This is a genomic window from Chitinophaga pinensis DSM 2588 (genome assembly GCF_000024005.1).
In the GTDB taxonomy this organism is placed as follows: Bacteria; Bacteroidota; Bacteroidia; order Chitinophagales; family Chitinophagaceae; genus Chitinophaga; species Chitinophaga pinensis.
Genome location: NC_013132.1, coordinates 7,873,324 through 7,892,717, shown reverse-complemented (window position 1 = coordinate 7,892,717; position 19,394 = coordinate 7,873,324). Strand labels below are relative to the sequence as shown.

Below are 19,394 nucleotides of genomic sequence, written 5' to 3'. Positions count from 1 at the left end.
CTCAGCCCGTCCCCTGCATACAGCTAAAGCACCCCAAAGGCACAATCCATAGCCCACTACCAATGCTCAATCATGTACTTAACGGGCGCCAGTCCGCGACACCATCTGAAACCGCCGCGTATCCCCTGCCTGCAACTCACCAACCCGATAAAACTTAAATCAAAGAGGCGATGTGATAACGATTTGTCCATCCTATCTATCATTTCGCCTTTATCCACTGCTTTCTGCATATTTCTCTTCAGGCTCTCTGCGTCATTCTCTATTCTTTTTCTTAGCCCCGACTTTTTTTTTCTGAGAATCATGGAATGTTGTAATATTGAACGTCGAGCAACAGAAATCTAAACACGAGCACTAAGTCAATAGAAAATCTACTTCCGGAACACCCGGAGTTAACCAGAATTATTTATTAATTGAAAATCCGGCAATGACGCGATAAACCGCTAGTATCTGCGTGTCTTGCAATGACAAAAAACCAAAGCATGAGTTAAGTAATTATCTGTCAGGTTAGCTATATCTACTGATGAACAATGTATTTATTCCATTGGAATAACTTATCTGCGTTTGCCTGCTATAAAGGCAGGGAAAACACTTTGCTGTCTGCCGCCAGCTGTTATACAGTTGTGCCCATAGCAAACGTAGATCCCACAACATCTGTCATCAGCTGATCAGCTAATAATATCTTCATTTTATCAGCACCCAAATCTTAAAATGTATGAGCAAACACACATTAACAGCACTCGCATGCCTGCTGGCAGGAGCCGCTATCTGCATTGTTTCCTGTAAAAAGGATACCACACCCTCTGCATCGGTTAATCAGGCCGGTGTATCACAAGCTACCTTGGATAAGATCAGTGCACTTGGTTTCAGCACTGCCGACGTCCGCAAATTCGATGGTAAATATCTCGTGGAAGGAGATATCCTGCTGAGTGATGCAGACCTGAACACCAAAGCAAACAGTCCTTTTCTAACCACTGCCAAAGAAGAGCAATACCGCACCAATTATGTGGTGACCGGTCTCCCACGTCAAATAACTGTAAGGGTTGCATCCAGCCTGGGTAGCGCTTTCGTAGCCGGTACGGATACCGCTATCGCGCGTTATAACAGACTGGGTCTTACGCTGACTTTCAGACGTATCACCAGCGGTACTGCCAACATTACCATTTCCGGTTTTAACCAGGGACCAAGTGGTGGTTTTATCACACTCGGTTCTTCCGGTTTCCCAACCAGTTCCGGTAATCCGTACAACTCTATTCTTATGAATACCAACTCCGCAGCATATGGCAGCAATCCGAATGTGCTGTATGTCGGTTCTGTTATTCAGCATGAAATCGGTCACTGTATCGGCTTCCGTCATACGGACTACTTCAACCGTGCGCTCAGCTGTGGCGGTACTGCTACCAACGAAGGTTCAGCAGGTATCGGCGCTATCCTGATTCCGGGTACACCCAGCGGTAACAGCGCTAACTCCTGGATGCTGGCCTGTTCTAATGGCGGCAACCGCACCTTCAACGCAAATGATATCGTAGCACTCAACTATCTGTATTAATTAATAAGATCCCTTATTAGCTGATGCATGAGCAAATGACGATAGCCCGCTGACAGCATCACTGTTATGGCTATCGTCCCTAATAAAAAAAGCAGCTATAATAACTGTACATTATTATAGCTGCTTTCATTTAATTCTACGAAAAACTATTCTAATTAATTCTTAATTCTTAATTCTTAATTCTTAATTCTTAATTCTTAATTCCTAATTGTCTTGACTAACAACTTCTATCTTTAATCTGCCTTACATTCGTAGACCACAGAACTACATCTGTCTACATTCTTCAGTCCTTTTCTGTAAGACCTGAATCCGTTCCAGAAGCCTTTAATCAGGCCATTTCCGCCTGTTTTATATTTCTCGCTCAACAGACTGACATAAAATCCGTCAAACACCATCGGATGTTTCCGCACGATCCTGATCTTATGTTGTTTCAGTAATTCCTCCATAGAAGAAGGAGAGAAATGATACAGGTGACGAGGTACGTCATAGGCTGCCCACAACTCTTTGTAATGCTCTGCATCAGGAGAGGTGTAGTTAGGAACGGCAATGATCAGCGCACCTTCCGGTTTCAGTAATGTCCTGATCTGTCGCAGGTAGTCATGCAGTGAATGTACGTGTTCCAGTACATGCCACATGGTGATGGCGTCATATTGTTGTGCCGGGAGATGGAATAGTTCTGAAGAGGGCAGCGGTTCGATACCATAGAGCGTCTTTGCATTACTCCTTGCGGTATCATCCGGTTCCAGTCCTGTTATGTCCCAGTTTAACTGTTTCATATAGTGAAGGAAAGCGCCTGTGCCGCAACCAATATCCAGCAGAGAACCCTGTTTAAGACCAGTGGCAGCCTTTACCCAGTTCTGCTTGGAGCGCATGGTGATCTTCCTCACGCTGTGATATAAACGATTGATTAAGCCTTTTTTAGTCTCGGAATGTGAAATGTATTCCTGTGATTGATAGTAACGGCCAATCTCTGCACTGCCGGGAACATGCTGGGTAAAACGTCCGCTGCAATGTCCGCAATGAAAAATGTCAAATGTTTCGCCCGATACTGTATGATCTTTGGCCGCAAGTACTTTGTGTATATTGCCTGATCCGCATATCGGACAGGCTTTATAATAAATCGAAGACATGGCCCGAAAATACAATACAATTACGAATTACGGATGACAATTGAGAACGAATTGATAATTAGTACACTATATACCCTTATGCTCTCCCCATACCTTTCTCAGCGTATCCGCGATCTCTCCGAGTGTGCAATACTGTTCTACTGCTTCCACTACAATCGGCATGAGGTTTTCCGTAGTATGTGCCGCTGTTTCCAGACGCTGTAAAAGGGCCGCTACTGCCGAGTTGTCCCTTTTTGCCCGTAATGCCTGCAGGCGCTCCGTTTGTACCTGTCTGATACTATCATCAATACGGAATACTTCTTCCGTTGCATTTTCTTTGACGGCGAACTTATTCACACCAACGATCACTTTTTCTCCCGACTCAATTTCCTGTTGATAACGATACGCACTACGTGCAATCTCGTCCTGCATGAAACCCTGTTCGATAGCGGCTACGGCGCCTCCCATGACATCGATCCTTTCTATCAGTTCCCAGGCCCGGGATTCCACCTCGTTGGTCAGTGTTTCCACATAGAAAGATCCTGCCAGCGGATCGACCGTATCTGCAATCCCGCTTTCATAACCTACGATCTGTTGTGTACGTAATGCAATACGGGCCGCTGCTTCTGTTGGCAGGGAGAGTGCTTCATCATAACCATTGGTATGCAGCGACTGCGTACCGCCTAATGTGGCTGCGAGCGTTTGTACGGTCACCCGTACGATATTGTTGTGTGGTTGTTGCGCGGTGAGCGTACTACCACCGGTTTGTGTATGAAAACGCAGCATCTGCGCTTTGGGGTCTGTAGCACCCATCCCTTTGGTAATATGTGCCCACATCCGTCTGGCAGCGCGGAATTTGGCGACTTCCTCAAACAGGTGATTATGTGCATTGAAGAAGAATGACAGGCGGCGGGCAAATACATTGATATCCAGTCCGCGATCCAGAGCCGCCTGTAAGTAGGCTTTTCCGTTGGCAAGGGTGAAGGCCAGTTCCTGTACGGCATTGGCGCCTGCTTCGCGGATATGGTACCCGGAGATGGAAATCGTATTCCATTTAGGCACTTCCCGGCTGCAATAATCAAAGATATCGGTGATCAGCCGCATGGAAGGTTTTGGGGGATAGATAAAGGTACCACGGGCCGCATATTCTTTGAGAATATCATTCTGAATAGTGCCGGATAACTTTTTCAGGTCCGCCCCCTGTTTTTTGGCCAGTGCGATATATAAAGCGAGTAGTATAAATCCGGTAGCATTGATGGTCATGGAGGTGGAGATCTCTTCCAGTTGTATGCCTTTGAACAGGCGTTCTATATCCTCTATGCTGTCAATGGCGACACCTACTTTGCCGACTTCCCCTTCTGACATGGGGTGATCAGAGTCATAACCGATCTGTGTAGGCAGATCAAAGGCCACACTGAGGCCCATTACGCCCTGTTGTAAGAGATAATGATAACGTTCGTTGGATGCTTCTGCCGTGCTAAAGCCTGCATACTGCCGCATCGTCCACAGTTTATCCCGGTACATGGAAGCATGCACGCCTCTTGTAAACGGGAATTCGCCGGGCGACTCCTGCATGGGCACAGTTTCCGTATATACTGATGCAATTGGGATACCGGCATCTGTTTTGATGATATTTTCCATAATGTGTTTTTCGTGGAATAAATGTAGTAGTAAGAGCAATGTTACATAATTATTACGTTATTGCCGTGGAGCTCAAATTATTGATAATTTGCAAAAAGTTTTTTCTGATAAGCTATGTTTATTTACGTATTGTTATTACTCACATTTGCCCTGGCCTTGCTCAGTATTTTCTTTGTTTTCAGGGCCTCCGGGAGGGGGCTGCAGCATAGCTGGTCCGTATTGCTTTTAGGTTTATCCCTCGGCGTATTTATTTATCTCTATGGAACCTGGATTTACCTTACTGTGGATGCCAAATGGGGTTTTGGCATCTGTTTATTGCTAACCTTGCTGGGTGTCCTTTTCCGCAAAAAGAAAGACAAACCGGCCCCCCGTACCTGGCGATATGTCGGCAATGTGTTCTTTTCAGCCCTTTTTATCACTTTATCGATCCTTTATTTTACCGGCACCACCGGGAAGGCAAGGACAATTGATCTGGCATTTCCGCTGAAGACGGGTCGTTATTTTGTCTTACAGGGCGGTAAAGGACTGCCGACGAACCTGTTTCATTTTAGTCTGCGTGGTGCGATATACGCCATGGATATCGTGAAATTAAAGCCGGATGGTAGCAGGGCGAATAAGATTTTCAGTCCGAAGCTGGAAGATTATGAAATCTTTGGCGATACCTTATACAGTCCGTGTGACGGCCGTATCGCAAAAGCGGTGGGAGACGACCCGGACAATATTCCGCCGAATATGGCCAGAGGTCCGCACAATACCAACCAGGTGTTGATCGAAACGGAGAACAGCTATGTTTTCCTGGCGCATCTGAAGCAGGGAAGTGTGATTGTAAAAGAGGGAGATATCGTAAAACAGGGAGATCCTTTGGGATGTGTGGGTAATTCGGGGTTCAGTTCAGAGCCGCACCTGCATATACAGGCCCATGTGAAGGTACCGGGAGAGCCCTGGTTCCGTTCTCCGCCAAGATATATTCATTTCAATGGCAGAGGCTATCTGTTGTATGAGGTGATCCGGCCACAGCGGGTGGAAATGGTAAAGAAGTAAACGGTTAAAATAACCGTTTAGCTTCTGCATTTAATATCTGTGAGGTCAGTTCGGAAGGAGATGTTTCCGCCTGCAAGAATACTTCGAGTATTTGTTTGTTCAGATCCATTGCAGTCGCTTCAGGAGGCAGTTGACTGGCTACCTGGTTAACGATGGTAATAGTCTGTTCTTTCAGCGTTTTTACAGCTTCCCAGGCTGTAGGAGATACGTAGATCTGCTGCGCTATATTATGTTCAAATTCTGCTTTAATGGTCTGTATCAGCCCTACCTGCATATCTATAGCGGTTAAGCCCGGCTGGAAAATGCGGCTGATCATGTTTTGCAGATTGATACGTTCTACCAGTAACACCAGGCGCTCGTAAGCGGCGAGTTGCAGGGGCAGGATGCTTTTGTCTACAGGTGTTTTTGCTGCAGCATCAGGAGCGGGAGCAGGTGTGGCGTCTTTTGGTTTACGGATGGTGTCTTTTACCATGGTATACGCGATGTAAATTGCGCCGGCAGCCAGCAGAATAAAGAGTAAGGTACGATTTGAGAAGTCCATTCGGATTGATTATTACTGACGCAAATATATGAAAATGAATTAATATGCAAAGGTTACAGCTAAAATAGTCGTGCATAAAAAAGAGTCAGGCTATAGTTATCTTTCGTTGAATCCTACGTTTTCAAGGTAGGATCAATGAAGGATAACTATAGCCTGACTATAGTTATATACGGGCAGCATTAGCTGAGTTGTGCTAATCCTGCTTTCAGCCGTTTCATACCTTCTTCCAGTTTTGCCATGGAAGTTGCATAGGAGAGGCGGATACAGTTCGGCTGTTCAAATGCAGCGCCGGTTACGGTAGATACATGCACTTTGTGCAGCAGGTACATACACATATCGTCTGCGTTACTGATCACAGTTCCTTCGTAAGATTTGCCAAAGAAGGCGCTTACATCGGGGAACATATAGAAGGCGCCATCCGGTTCTATCAGTTGCAGACCTGGTGTGCTGCTCAGTTGTTCAAATACAAAAGCACGTCTTTTTCTGAACTCTTCCAGCATGGCATGCGCCGTGCTGAGATCCCCGGTCAGTGCGGCTACGCCGGCTTTCTGGGTAATAGAGCTGGTGGCGGAAGTGAACTGGCTCTGGATATTCTCCGCAGCTTTTGCAACTGCTTTCGGAGCGGCCAGATAACCGATACGCCATCCGGTCATCGCAAAACCTTTACTCAGACCGTTGATGATGATGGTGCGTTCCTGCATACCTTCAAACTGGGCGATGCTTTCATGCTTACCAACATAGTTGATATATTCATAGATCTCATCTGCCATGACGTAGATCTGGGGATATTTTGCGAATACGTCTGCCAGCGCTTTCAGTTCTTCCTTGCTGTATACTGAACCGGTGGGGTTGCAGGGAGAGGAGAACATGAACAGTTTTGTTTTCGGCGTGATAGCCGCTTCCAGCTGTGCAGGCGTGATCTTGTATTTGTTTTCGATGCTGCATGGAACGAATACGACCTCACCCTGACACAGTTTTACCAGTTCAGAATAAGTAACCCAGTAAGGCGTAGGGATGATCACTTCATCACCGGGATTAATAACGCTCAATACGGTGTTGGCAATGCTCTGTTTCGCGCCTGTGGATACAATGATCTGTTCAGGCGTGTATTCCAGTCCGTTATCACGCTTCAGCTTATGCACGACCGCCTGGCGCAGGTCAGGAATACCGGCAACAGGTGTATAATGTGTAAAGCCATCGTCGATAGCTTTCTTAGCAGCCTCCCTGATGTGGGCAGGTGTATCAAAGTCAGGTTCTCCTATGCTCAGATCTACAATGTCTATACCCTGGGCTTTCAGCTCACGGCTTAATTTAGCCATCTTAATCGTTTGAGGCTCGGATATCCTCGACAGCCTTTCGGCGAGTTCCATTTGCTTCATAAACAATAACAGTTTTATAGGGTTAACTGGGACAAACCTACAATAAATTTGCAAGTGTCCTAGCACAAATAATGGAAAGCTATAATGGAGAAGCCTGGTTTACGGGAATGCACTGCATTAAAAAAGCAGCCAGGGTCAATTTGATCATTGACCCCGGCTGCTGCTATGTGGATAAACGTAATTATTGATTAGTACAGGCTGTACAGGTTATTCACCTTCAGTTTCTTCACATCGCTGAATGCTTTGTCGCCGGACATTACGATGGTGTACACTTTATTAGGCGTGAAGCTCAGGGTAGGAGCGGTATTTTCAACCAGTACGGAGTCCGTACCTGCCAGTTTCACTTTGATATTATTAGAGAACAGTGAGTTTTTAGGCTGTCTGAAAGAGAAGTCAAATCCGCCATTACCAACATATACACGATTGCTGTCTACCTTCTGGTTGTCGATATACAGGTCAACTGCCGGAATATTCGGGCTCAGGTGGAAGAAGCGGAAGTTCACGAAGTTTTCTTTGGCGGTATTGAAATCATCTTCAACTGCTCTCATGATAGGATTGGTAGAGTCGCCGTATGCGATGATGGTATTGTAGGTCAGTGAATCAAATACGCTGGTTACTTTTGCATAATCGTCTGTCTGACCGGCTTTCTTAAAGGTGAAAGTACGCGGACCGCCATAGATGACATAACCGGCAAACAGGAAACCTGTGGTCAATGGATTCTGATTCACTTTCTGTGAATTGTCATAAAAGTCCATATTGCTGGTGGTCAGAATACCATTAATAATAGAAACACCTGCCTGGGGTCTTGAAGGCGTAACCGGATCAGTTTTCAGACAGGAGCTTAAAGCTGTTACCAAGGTCACAAGGGCCAGTAATGCCCACACACGGATTTTTGTAGTTGTCATTGTGCTATCTTTTAGTGCAATTGAGTTTTTATAAAGATTATTCGATTCTGGTGTAATCAGACCTGAATCTGGACAGGTCCGGAAGATGTTTTCTTTTACGTTGCAGTTCATATTCGTATATAACCTGTCCTAACGCTTTCAAAAATGGTTTCCCTGTTTCTTCAAACTGATAATGCTCGTCGTTTAAAATACCGTCCTTATTAACATATACAGTGGCTGACAACATGAATTCTACCTGATGTGTGAAATCCGCTATATAGGCTGCATCAGTCAGAAATCCATAAGCCCAGCCGGGTTTATTAAAACTTCGCAGGTCTGCGTCCGGTCTGTTATGTGGCGTACCCCCGAATAAAAGGAATTTCACATAATTATGGTGGAATTCCGTGGTATCGTAGGGGGGATGTGCTGATTCTTCCGGTTGCGCTGACATGCAATGATATAAAAAACTGTAATCTTCTTCCTTTAAACGGAAACGACTGGTTTTTGTTACAGCTTCCGGAAAAATTATACGACGCAGTATTTCATGGAGGTCGGCCAGGGGAAGCCTGTTCTTCTGAGAGGCGTCCATGGGGCTATTTATAAGTTGGTGTTCTTTATTATAATAGGCGTGTCCTATGCTGTCGTGCCGTGGGGAAAACTGCAGCTGACTGTAAGCAGCTGGTTGCTGGTATAAGACCTTACCGGCTTTGCGGAAGGTGACGGCATTGGTGTGCCGGTTCTGTTCCGGACTGAGTCCGCTGACACCTACCCGGTGCAGTATCTGTGTATTACCGAAGCCCTTCTCCCACAATCGTTTATTAAAGGTCTCCTGTCCGATAAACTCATATAAACGATTAAATGCATCATTATCACTCACTAATAGTATTTTTTTAATATATTGCTCAACAGAAGGCTGACCATCAGCTGCGGAGCTATCTGTTAATACGGCCGGACTGATTCCTTCCAGGCTGTCGGTATACATAGGCGTGTGCCGGTCGAGTCCTGCGATGGCAAGGTCGTTCAGTTTTTCAAGCGCGAGTGCGGTAGCGGGTAACTTGACGGTAGAAGCAGGGTAGAAGTAGCTGTTGGCGTCGATATGATAATAATAGTCAGTAAAATGCGGCCGGTTGGCAGCGTCTCTGTCTATTCTTGTATAAATGATCTGTAAACCAAATGCCTGTGGATACTGATATATCGGGCCCAGCTGTGTGGAATGGGATGCTAAAAGAGTGTCCAAAAAAGGGTCCTGAGATTGATAATGTCTTGTTCCCATATTTTTATTAGTATTGCAGGCTGCAAAGAGTAGCATCAACCATAGATAAATACACCGGAGCATAGTTAAAGAATAGTTTTTTAAAGAAAAAGTAAGGGTTTATTAACTGAATATCAATTATTTCCACCTTTTTCCTTTTCTACCTTTGATCGGCTTTAATATATCAATTTAAATTCTATCTTTGCAACTCTTAAAAAATTTTTATAAACCCGAAACAATATGCAACTTAAAGGACTGGTTAGATTTTTTGCCGGTGCATTGATCCTTATCTCTGTGTATTATTTGTCGTTTACGTTCCTGGTACGTAATTACGAGAAAAAAGTTGCTGCGCAAGCCCAGAGTGACGTTACAAAATCACTTCCATCTGCGGAGCAGCAGTATCCTGGAAATAAAGAGCTGCAGGCTGTTTATTCGGATTCACTGGCAGAACTGGTGAAAGAGAGAAGACAAAGGATCCTGGATAGCACCAGCAACAAAGAAATGGCGGGTTTTCCTTGGTACGTAACCTATGACAAAGCCAAAGAAAAAGAGCTGAACCTGGGGCTTGACCTTCAGGGTGGTATGAACGTCGTTCTTGACGTGAGTGTGGAGGATGTGATCCGTGCATTAAGCGGTCAATCCCGTGACGCGGCTTTCAACAAAGCCCTGGAACTTGCTGTACAGCGTAAGAAAACCAGTCAGTCAGATTTTGTAACATTGTTCGGGCAGGCATATGAAGAAGTACAGCCACAGGGCCGTCTTTCTACCATTTTTGCCAACGCTTATCAGAAAGATATCGACTTTAATACAAGCAATTCAAAAGTATTAGATGTGATCCGTCGTGAGGCAGGTGCAGCTATCAAAAATACTTACCTCGTATTGCAGAAACGTATCGATAAATTCGGTGTGGCTTCTCCAAACATCAGCCTGGATGAAAACAAAGGTATCATCTCTGTAGAGCTGGCCGGTGTTGATAATCCTGAGCGTGTGAGAAAATACCTGCAGGCCAGTGCAAACCTGGAATTCCGTGAAGTATATAAAAATGACGAGCAGTTCATCGCTGGTGTTATTCAGCCAATGAACGAAGCGATCAAAGCTGCTGTAGGCGTTGCTCCGAAAGCTGCAACTGATTCTACTAAAAAAGATACAGCCGCTGTAGCAAAAGCTGGTGCTGATACTTCCACTACCGGTAGCCTTGCCGCTATCCTGGATGGTAAAGACAGCGCTAAAGCAGGTAAAGCTGATTCCCTGAAATCAGACGCCGAGCGCAGAGCTGAGCTGGCTAAAGCTGAGCCTTTCTTCAGCATCTTCTTCCCAAGATATGATCCAAGACAAGGTGTTGCTTTCGGTCCGATCGTTGGCCACATCCTGCCTTCTGATACTGCTACCTTCAGACGTTATACCGAGATCCCTTCAGTAAGAAATGTACTGCCTAAAGATCTGGTATTCGTATACGGTGCAGAAGATAAAGAAAACAAGCGTGCTCCACTGCCTGTTTACGCTATCAGAGTAAACCCGATCAACCCTACTCCACGTGTAAGTGGCGAAAGAGTGATCGACGCTAAACAGGATTATGACCAGAGCGGTCGCCCTGAAATTTCCATGACGATGGACCAGGTTGGTGCTAAAGAATGGAAAAAACTGACCGGCGAACTGGCTCCTACTGATCCTTCTAATGTTGCTTCTCTGAACTACGTTGCCGTTGTACTGGATAATATCGTTTACTCTGCTCCATCCATTCAGGGTGAAATCGCAGGTGGCCGTTCTTCTATCTCCGGTAGCTTTACCCTGGAAGAAGCAAATGACCTGGCAAACATCCTGAAATCAGGTAAAATGCCAGCTCCTGCTAAAATCGTTCAGGAACAGATCGTCGGGCCAACCCTGGGTGCTGAATCCATCGCTGCGGGTGCTAAATCTTTCCTGATCTCTTTCGTAGTGATCTTCGTACTGATGCTGGTATATTATAATACAGCTGGCTGGGTAGCAAACATCGCCCTGATCCTGAACCTGCTGTTCACTTTCGGTATCCTCGCTTCCCTCGGCGCTACGCTGACAATGCCTGGTATCGCGGGTCTGGTACTCACCATCGGTATGGCTGTGGATACGAACGTAATCATATTCGAACGTATTAAAGATGAACTGAGCCGCGGTAAGACTTACCAGCAGGCAGTAGAAGACGGTTACAAACGTTCTTACGCTCCTGTACTGGATGGTCACATCACCTCCCTGCTCACAGCGATTATCCTGTTCTACTTCGGTCTTGGTCCGGTACTGGGCTTCGCTACCACTCAGATCCTCGGCTTGCTGCTGTCTCTGTTCTGTGGTATCATGATCTCCCGTATCGTTACTGACTGGTGGACTAACAAGAAAAGACACTTCGAATACTTTACACCAGTTTCCCGTAAAATATTCAAACACGCTGCTTTCGACTTCGTAGGTAAAAGAAAATACGCTTACATCGTATCATTCGTAATGATCGCTTTAGGTGCATCTTCCTTCTTCCACGGTTTCCGTCACGGTGTTGACTTCGACGGTGGTCGTAACTACACCATCCGTTTCGAACAACCAATGAAAGCGGACGATGTACGTGATGCACTCGAACACGAATTCGGTACCGAGCCTTATGTGAAAACAATCGGTAACAGTAACCAGCTGAGCATCACTACCAACTACAAAATCGAAGAACAAAGCGAAGCGGTAGACAAAGAAGTAACGCAGAAAATGTTCGACGGACTGAAGAAATTCTACGAACCAGGGCTGACTTTAGAAGCATTCTCTTCTCCAAGGTTCATCGTAGCATCTCAGACAGTATCTCCGACCATCTCTGATGACTTACGTGCAGGTGCGATTAAAGCAACTGTATTGTCCCTGATCGTGATCTTCCTGTATATCCTGCTGCGTTTCAGCAAATGGCAATATTCTATCGGTACTATCTTCTCCCTGTTGCATGACGTGATGGTAACACTGGCTGTATTCTCTTACTGCCGCGATATCGTTCCGTTCGCACTGGAAGTTGACCAGCACTTCATTGCGGCGATTCTGACCGTGATCGGTTTCTCAATGAATGATACCGTGATCGTGTTCGACCGTATCCGCGAATACTTCCGTACAGGTACTATGAAGGGTGCAAGCAGAGACCAGATCATCAACAAAGCGATCAACGATACATTGAGCCGTACTGTGATGACTTCACTGACAGTGTTCCTGACCATCCTGATCCTGTTTATCTTCGGTGGTGAAGTAACCCGCGGTTTCGCATTCGCAATGCTGATCGGTGTAATCACTGGTACTTATTCCTCTATCTTCGTAGCTGCGCCAGTCCTGGTTGACTTCGATAAGAACAACCAGCTGGCTAACGAAAGCGAAGCACTTCCTGTAAAAGAAGCTGCCGCTACAGCTAGTAAATAAGTGTTCAACTAAAATGTTTGATATGAAGAGCCCTTCGGTTTAACCGAAGGGCTTTTTCTTTTAGACAGGGTGACAATTAGGAATTAGGAATTAAGAATTAAGAATTGGTTAGCCTGACAAGGGCTTGGGCTCTCCTTTCGAAGAATCAGGATCAGGACCTGAGCAGGTTTTGTAAGGGAAGGTTTGACCGGGAAAGGGTATGGAAAAATAATTTATTGATTGACAAGATTTTAGAATTTTATTTCGGCAAATAGTGGGAGAGCAGGTTGACAGGATATTAACTCAATGATGCAGCGGTTAGCAATAGTGGTTGCCCAGGGATCAGTCTATAAGGAAGTACTGATGCTCCGCAGGTATGCTTCAAAAATGATCAGAAACCAGCTTTTCCGCTTGAAATCTGGTATATCTGGCAGGAAATGGATAATTAATAAGGAAGGTATTCCTATCGGAAAACGGGGCTGTAAACGTACATTAGGGGGAGTGAAGAGAAGCGTAATGCAAGAACGTGTGAGATGCCGGCCGGCGGACAAACGTTGCTATAACGTGGAATTTTGGTACTTCGGCGTCATAAGACAAAAAACCGGGACTATCTACAAGCCGCTGGCTTACTGATAGTCCCGGAACCGGGTTTGGGTTAGTATTTAATATCGTTTGTTTTTATCTTAATCTCTGGTCAGCAGCTTAATCAGCTTATCATCTTCTTCACCATTGTCCTGTATTATACCAAAGCTGCCCTTGTAATCCCAGACACTCCAGGAGATATTGTTTTTATCCAGTGCTTTCTTTACGTCTTTGTACCAATGTAACCGGTCTTTACGGTATACGCTGCTCAGACAGCCAAACTCCCCGCAATACAGGGGTAACTTCAGTTTCTGTGCCACTTTAACGGCGGTCATGATCTGTTGTTCGATGACGTCTGCATTATACTCTTCGGTGGCGCCGGCCAGTATATTGCGGATGGTAGCCGGTTGCTGGGCCATCTCCTTCTGGGAGATAGTCGCACCGGGATAGTGTACGGGACCGCTGAAATCCTTGTGGGCTGTCCAGCTGGCTTTGTAATGTGTAAAGAAGAATGGATTGTAGTAATGGAAGCTCAGGATGATCCGCTTATCATTTGCCGGTATCTTCAGCAGCGGAAAAGTCGCGTAAGACTGATAGCGGTTACTACCTACAATGATCACGCGTTTGGGCTCTAGTTCCCTGATCAGCCCAACACCACGAGCCAACAGATCATTCCATTGGGATGCGCTGTCAGCTACCGGCTCATTCAGTAATTCATAAGCTACCAGGTCAGTCGGGTATTTCTTCAGTTCTCCACTCAGTTCTCTCCAGCATTGCAGGAAACGTTCCTGTGAAGCAGATTCCTCCCAGAGGCGGTTCTTTTTACCATCAAAATGATGGCTACGAAGGATGTGCATGTCTACAATCGCCCGTATATGGTATTGTTTACACCATCCTATTGCTTTGTGCAGCAGGACGAATGCGTCTTTGTATTTTTCTTCTTTGTAGTCCCATAATTCCGCTTCTTCTACGGGGATGCGGATATGGTCAAACCCTTTGGATGCCAGCAGGGCCACGTCTTTTTCTGTGAAATACTCGTTCTGGGCTACTCCATTACGGCCACCGGACTGCGATAACCAGTGACTGATGTTCACTCCCTTATGGATATCAAATCCTTCAGGCATTCGTTGGGTCTGTGCAAACACCGCTGACGAGGGAATAGTCAGCAGACTCACGATCAATGTGATAATAGGCAGTTTGTAGATCTTTAACATGACGCAAATATTCAAAAATTAGTCTGTAAGGTCAAACCTGTTCGCCGGAAATGAACCGTCTCCGGGTGAACAGGCAATGACTGTGGCCGAACAGTCTGTTAACTGAACAGGAAAGCAACATCGTCTTCTGTCAGCTTTTTCACGAAGCCGGTATCCTCACTGATCAGGTCATCGGCAATCATTTTCTTTCTTTCCTGGAGTGCCAGTATTTTTTCTTCGACACTGTCTTTACAGATCATTTTATAGGCAAAAACTTTATTCTGCTGACCGATACGGTGGGTACGGTCAATCGCCTGTTGTTCTGCTGCCGGGTTCCACCATGGGTCTACGAGGTAGACATAATCAGCGGCGGTTAATGTCAATCCGACACCCCCTGCTTTCAGACTGATCAGAAACACCCTCACCTGCTCGTCTGTCTGGAATTGCTGCACCAGTTGTTGTCTGTTCTCAGCTTTGGTGCTGCCATCCAGGTAGAGGAAGGGAAGACCTTCACCTTCCATGGATTTCGCGATCAGCTGTAACATGCCGGTGAATTGTGAAAAGACCAGTACTTTATGTGCGCCGGTATTCTCACTGATTTCGCGCATCAGTTCATCCAGTTTGACAGAACTGGTTACATGCGATTCCTGTTCCACTAATTGCGGCGCATTACAGATCTGTCGTAGCCGGGTCAGACCTTCCAGTACGTAAATAGTACTGGCAGCCATTCCCGATTCGTTGATCTGTTTGAGCAGCTTTTCCTTGTACATATCGCGTATGCGGTTGTACGATTTCCGCTGTTCTTCGCCCATCTCACACCACATAATGATCTCAGTCTTATCCGGCAAATCCTGTGCAATTTGTTCTTTGGTACGTCGCAGCAGGAAGGGATAGATTAATCTGCGCAGCCGGCCTGCCTTTTCTGCGTCGGCATATTTGTCAATCGGCATGGCAAATTCTGACTTAAAGAACGCCTGATTACCTAACAGTCCGGGATTCGCAAAGTTCATTTGCGCATAAAGATCCATGGTGTTATTCTGGATAGGAGTACCGCTCAATATAAGTCTGTTGCGGCATTGCAGTACCTGTAGTGCTTTGGTCGTTTGTGAAGAAGGATTCTTGATCACCTGACTTTCATCCAGTACGACATAACCGAATATATGATTGTTGAAGATTGCGGCATCACTACGCACGGTACCATAACTGGTGATGATCAGTTGTTGTTGTTTCCAGGCAGCGGCGTCATATTGTCTGTTACCACCATGGTACACCGTGTAGCGCAAACCGGGTGCAAATTTCTGCAATTCGGCCTGCCAGTTATAGATCAATGAGGTTGGACATATCACCAGGTGTGTTTCGCCCGGGTATTTTTCTGCGAGGTGTTGCAAAAAGGTGATGGTCTGTAAGGTTTTACCAAGACCCATATCATCTGCCAGGCAGCCACCCCAGCGCATTGCATCCAGCAAACACATCCACTCAAATCCTGCCTGCTGATAATTACGAAGTGTGGCCTGTACGGCTGTAGGGACAGGGAATTGTCCGGCGGAGTGTGCCTGTAAACGGCGTAGTTTCTCCAGTGTATTTTCCTGTACCGGCGTTTCTCTGTTTTCCAGCATTTCCTGGGCGACAGTAAAATGCAGGCGTGATAATTTCAGTCTGTCTTTATTGACCTGTCCGAGTTTCCACAGCAGATCATGTTTATGCAGCCATTCATCGGGGATGACACCGATGGTTCCGTCTTTCAGTAAGAGGTGTGGTTGCCGGTGTTGTAAGGCTTTTTGTATATCGGTGAGGGCAACGGGAATATCGCCGTAGTGTATATCTATTTCAAGATCGAAAGTATCTTTATCATCACTGTGCCAGCGCACATCCATTACAGGTATATTGGTGTTATAACGGAAGTGCTTCAGCTGATCCATGCCGTATACGCCAATGTTCTTATCTGTCAGCTTGCGATAGCATTTAACGAGCCACTGGCTTTTCTCTGCGTCTGCGAAAGGCAGATAGAAATAACCGTTACGCTGTTGTGCAAAACGTGTATGCAGACTACGGATGAAGGCGATCATTTCTTTTTCTGCCTCCATGTGTCGCCGTATCTCGTACTGTATATCGCCTTCTGCCCGGAGTACCACAGGTTCGCTGCTGTCTTCAATGGAGAAATTGCCGTATTGCCATTGCGGAGTCAGTACGAGAAAAGACTTATTCAGTTCACTCAGCCAGATGTTGCATTCCGGTGCTGTATCGATGACTTCTTTTTGTAAGAGGATGCTTTTGTCCACGGTGTATTGTTCACTTAAAGCAGGCAGTACCTCCTGGATGAATGTGGTTTCTTCTGCAGCAGGGATTTCTTTTACGCCGGCAGGAAATTGTTCCAGTATAGCGGCGGCAGCGGGAGCGAGGATAAACAATTCACCTTCTCTGCGTAGCAGGAATCCGTAATGTTCAAAACCGGAGAGTGGCGCTACCTGTCCGTTGATAGTGACGATGGCCACCATGCGCAAAGCGCCGGTAGTCGTACGTTTCAGTTCGAAGGAGAGGATAGGGGTGAAGTTGCTGACTGTTACCGGACGCGTATGTTTCATGAGCATACTATCGTCCGTGATCATGGTATACCAGGGCAATACGGGCGTTAGTGGCCGTAGTTGCTGTAATGTATGGTAGAGGTACTGTTGCAGGCCTTCCTGTATAAACTGCTGCTGGGTAAGTTCTTTTACGGGATTGTCGCGGAACTTCTCTTTCAGCTGTAGTTCTTTGTAGACCATAGCTTCCTGCGTACAGGGTTGCAGCAGGTGTTGTACGCCTGCCGGCAGTGTATTGAAGATAGATAATGATTTTTTATCACTCAGAGGCACACGCTGACAGGTACGTCCGGCCGCATCTTCTTTCAACATCCCTGCACTGATCTTCACCGGTTCGGGGTGATTGGATTGCAACTCCAGCAATAGTACGGGAGTTACTTTGTTCTTATTGTTACTGCCTTGTGTAATGGTTTTCCCCATGAAATCGTATGGTTATGTTAATTGGGTTAATTACTTGTAATTAAGAATTAAAAATTAAGAATTAAGAATTATCGCGAAGATCTTTACGATAATTCTTAATTCCTGTCTAAATCTCTTTGCAAACATCCGCCACAACTTATTATCTTCATTTACTCAAACTCAGATATCCACAACTCTCTGCTGCATTTCCGATTTGTAATTTATTTGACGCTTTCAGCGGGAAACAATTATTGCGAACTCCCCTCTAAACAGCTAATTCTTAATTCTTAATTCTTAATTCTTAATTCCTAATTCCTAATTCCTAATTCTTAATTCTTAATTCTTAATTCCTCCCTGCTAGCTCCAACAGTTGCCCGTGCAAGGCCAGCACTTGCGGGATGACCATTTCCTGTTCATCATTTTTAATGACATAGTCGCACAATTTCATCTTGATATTATCATCGATCTGTTTATACATCCGGGCGAGTACATCGGCACGGCCGATATTGTCACGTTTCATGACACGGTGTATACGTAGGGGCTGGGGAGCGGATACGCCGATGCATTTATCGAGAAATTGAAAAGAGCCTGATTCAAAGAGGAGGGCGGCTTCTTTTAGTACGTAAGGGGCGGTTTGTCGGTCGGCCCATTCATCGCTATGACGGATGGTAGCGGGGTGTACGAGGGAGTTGAGCAGTTCCAGCTTATCTTTATCGTTGAATACAATTTTCCCGAGGGCTGCTCTGTCAAGGACATTACCGGCACTATAGATATGTTCTCCGAAATGTTCTTTCACCTGTTGTATCAGCAGTTCATCTGTCTGCATAATAGTTTTGGCAGCATCATCTGCATAGTAAACAGGAACGCCCAGCAGGGCAAAGATCCTGGCCACTGTACTTTTCCCCGAGCCTATTCCGCCTGTAATACCGATTTTTAACATAGCACCAAATTCCAAAAAAAATCCCAAACTCCGCGAGGGAATTTGGGACTTACTGTCGGAAGACAGCAAATTATTTTGCAGGTGTCTCGGCAGCTTTCTGCTGAGCAGAGGTATACTCCATGCTGATCGCAGAGCGTTCAACTGTAAAGTAAGTACCCGGGCTTACCTCGATCTGGAGGGTATTATTGTCGTTGATCTTTTTAACCTTGCCATGGATACCTGCGATAGTAACGATTTTGTCGCCTTCGCGCAGATTGCTGATAAAGTCTTTTTGCAGTTTTGCTTTCTTAGTCTGAGGACGGATCATGAATAACCACATTACCAGGATCATACCCCCGATAAATATAAACTGGAAGCCAGCGCCACCTTGAGCACCAGCTGCACCACCACCCATCAGTAGAACGTTCAGCATGTTAGTGTACATCGTATTAAGTTGTTATTTGTTGTTAGTTTGTTATGATTTCTGTTTCATTATCGTACACTGGATTTTTGGTCCCTGTACCTGTTCAGGCTTTGTATTGGCCCTGATAATGATTTCTTTTTCAGTATATCCATCTTTACCTGCGCTGTTGAACACCACTTTCATGTAGCTGCTCTTTCCTGGCTTGATTGGTTCTTTCGGCCAGTCCGGAACGGTACAACCGCAACTGGAGGTAGCATCTGTTATCAGCAGGTCTCCGTTTCCGGTATTTGTGAATTTGAAGGAATATTCCACTCTTTCGCCTTCTGTAATGTTACCGAAGTTATGGACCATTTCATCAAAGGCGATCACAGGCGTACCTTTTGAAGTGTCGGCGGCAGCGCTTGTTTCCTGGGCTGCTTTTTTGCCGGCATCTGAGCTATTACAGGCGCCTGCCAAAAGGCTGCCGGCGATCAGGTAGAAGAATATCTTTTTCATAATTGTATCGGGTTCGACCCAAA

The 19,394-nt window shown here is 45.7% G+C and carries 15 protein-coding genes; 3 read left to right on the top strand and 12 right to left on the bottom strand.

Annotated elements, in window-relative coordinates; translation table 11 throughout:
* Positions 1-56 precede the first annotated feature (56 nt).
* A complete protein-coding gene (locus CPIN_RS30975) occupies positions 57-302 on the bottom strand; it encodes a hypothetical protein (RefSeq protein ID WP_044220112.1) in 246 nt (81 codons plus the stop codon).
* A gap of 410 nt (positions 303-712) precedes the next feature.
* Here CPIN_RS30975 and CPIN_RS30970 point away from each other — a divergent pair, with 410 nt between their 5' ends.
* Positions 713-1,546, top strand: a complete 834-nt coding sequence (locus CPIN_RS30970; protein ID WP_012793833.1) for a M57 family metalloprotease — start codon at positions 713-715, stop codon at positions 1,544-1,546.
* A gap of 233 nt (positions 1,547-1,779) precedes the next feature.
* Here the strand turns inward: CPIN_RS30970 and CPIN_RS30965 are convergent, their stop codons facing one another.
* Both CPIN_RS30965 and CPIN_RS30960 read right to left on the bottom strand, forming a co-directional pair.
* Positions 1,780-2,676 (bottom strand): class I SAM-dependent methyltransferase, encoded by an 897-nt coding sequence (locus CPIN_RS30965; RefSeq protein WP_012793832.1) that lies wholly within the window; start codon positions 2,674-2,676, stop codon positions 1,780-1,782.
* A 66-nt stretch (positions 2,677-2,742) separates the two neighbouring features.
* The gene (locus tag CPIN_RS30960) at positions 2,743-4,296 is read right to left on the bottom strand and encodes an acyl-CoA mutase large subunit family protein (RefSeq protein ID WP_012793831.1); all 1,554 of its coding nucleotides are present in this window, start codon (positions 4,294-4,296) and stop codon (positions 2,743-2,745) included.
* A 114-nt stretch (positions 4,297-4,410) separates the two neighbouring features.
* On the opposite strand from CPIN_RS30960, the gene CPIN_RS37230 reads away from it, so the two are divergent.
* Positions 4,411-5,337 carry a M23 family metallopeptidase gene (locus CPIN_RS37230; protein WP_012793830.1) on the top strand — a complete coding sequence of 309 codons (927 nt, stop codon included), beginning with the start codon at positions 4,411-4,413 and terminating at the stop codon, positions 5,335-5,337.
* A gap of 4 nt (positions 5,338-5,341) precedes the next feature.
* On the opposite strand, the gene CPIN_RS30950 is transcribed toward CPIN_RS37230, so the two are convergent.
* From CPIN_RS30950 to CPIN_RS30935, 4 genes are all read right to left on the bottom strand, one after another.
* A complete protein-coding gene (locus CPIN_RS30950; protein ID WP_012793829.1) occupies positions 5,342-5,878 on the bottom strand; it encodes a DUF7935 family protein in 537 nt (178 codons plus the stop codon).
* 179 nt (positions 5,879-6,057) lie between these two features.
* Positions 6,058-7,197 (bottom strand): pyridoxal phosphate-dependent aminotransferase, encoded by a 1,140-nt coding sequence (locus CPIN_RS30945; RefSeq protein WP_245552050.1) that lies wholly within the window; start codon positions 7,195-7,197, stop codon positions 6,058-6,060.
* 248 nt (positions 7,198-7,445) lie between these two features.
* Positions 7,446-8,162 (bottom strand): DUF4397 domain-containing protein, encoded by a 717-nt coding sequence (locus CPIN_RS30940; protein WP_012793827.1) that lies wholly within the window; start codon positions 8,160-8,162, stop codon positions 7,446-7,448.
* Positions 8,163-8,199: 37 nt separating this feature from the next.
* Entirely contained in the window at positions 8,200-9,378 is a 1,179-nt protein-coding gene (locus tag CPIN_RS30935; protein WP_245552049.1) for a serine hydrolase, read from the bottom strand.
* Positions 9,379-9,633: 255 nt separating this feature from the next.
* On the opposite strand from CPIN_RS30935, the gene secDF reads away from it, so the two are divergent.
* Complete coding sequence (gene secDF, locus CPIN_RS30930; RefSeq protein WP_012793825.1) at positions 9,634-12,801, top strand: protein translocase subunit SecDF; 3,168 nt, start codon at positions 9,634-9,636, stop codon at positions 12,799-12,801.
* 662 nt (positions 12,802-13,463) lie between these two features.
* Here secDF and CPIN_RS30920 read toward each other — a convergent pair.
* From CPIN_RS30920 to CPIN_RS30900, 5 genes are all read right to left on the bottom strand, one after another.
* Positions 13,464-14,576 (bottom strand): glycoside hydrolase family 5 protein, encoded by a 1,113-nt coding sequence (locus tag CPIN_RS30920; protein WP_012793823.1) that lies wholly within the window; start codon positions 14,574-14,576, stop codon positions 13,464-13,466.
* Positions 14,577-14,674: 98 nt separating this feature from the next.
* On the bottom strand, positions 14,675-17,554 hold the full coding sequence (locus CPIN_RS30915) for a DEAD/DEAH box helicase (protein ID WP_012793822.1): 2,880 nt from the start codon (positions 17,552-17,554) through the stop codon (positions 14,675-14,677).
* Positions 17,555-17,876: 322 nt separating this feature from the next.
* Positions 17,877-18,473, bottom strand: a complete 597-nt coding sequence (gene coaE, locus CPIN_RS30910; RefSeq protein WP_012793821.1) for a dephospho-CoA kinase — start codon at positions 18,471-18,473, stop codon at positions 17,877-17,879.
* Positions 18,474-18,543: 70 nt separating this feature from the next.
* Complete coding sequence (gene yajC, locus CPIN_RS30905) at positions 18,544-18,885, bottom strand: preprotein translocase subunit YajC (RefSeq protein ID WP_044220102.1); 342 nt, start codon at positions 18,883-18,885, stop codon at positions 18,544-18,546.
* Positions 18,886-18,927: 42 nt separating this feature from the next.
* Positions 18,928-19,371 (bottom strand): DUF1573 domain-containing protein, encoded by a 444-nt coding sequence (locus CPIN_RS30900; protein WP_012793819.1) that lies wholly within the window; start codon positions 19,369-19,371, stop codon positions 18,928-18,930.
* Positions 19,372-19,394 lie beyond the last annotated feature (23 nt).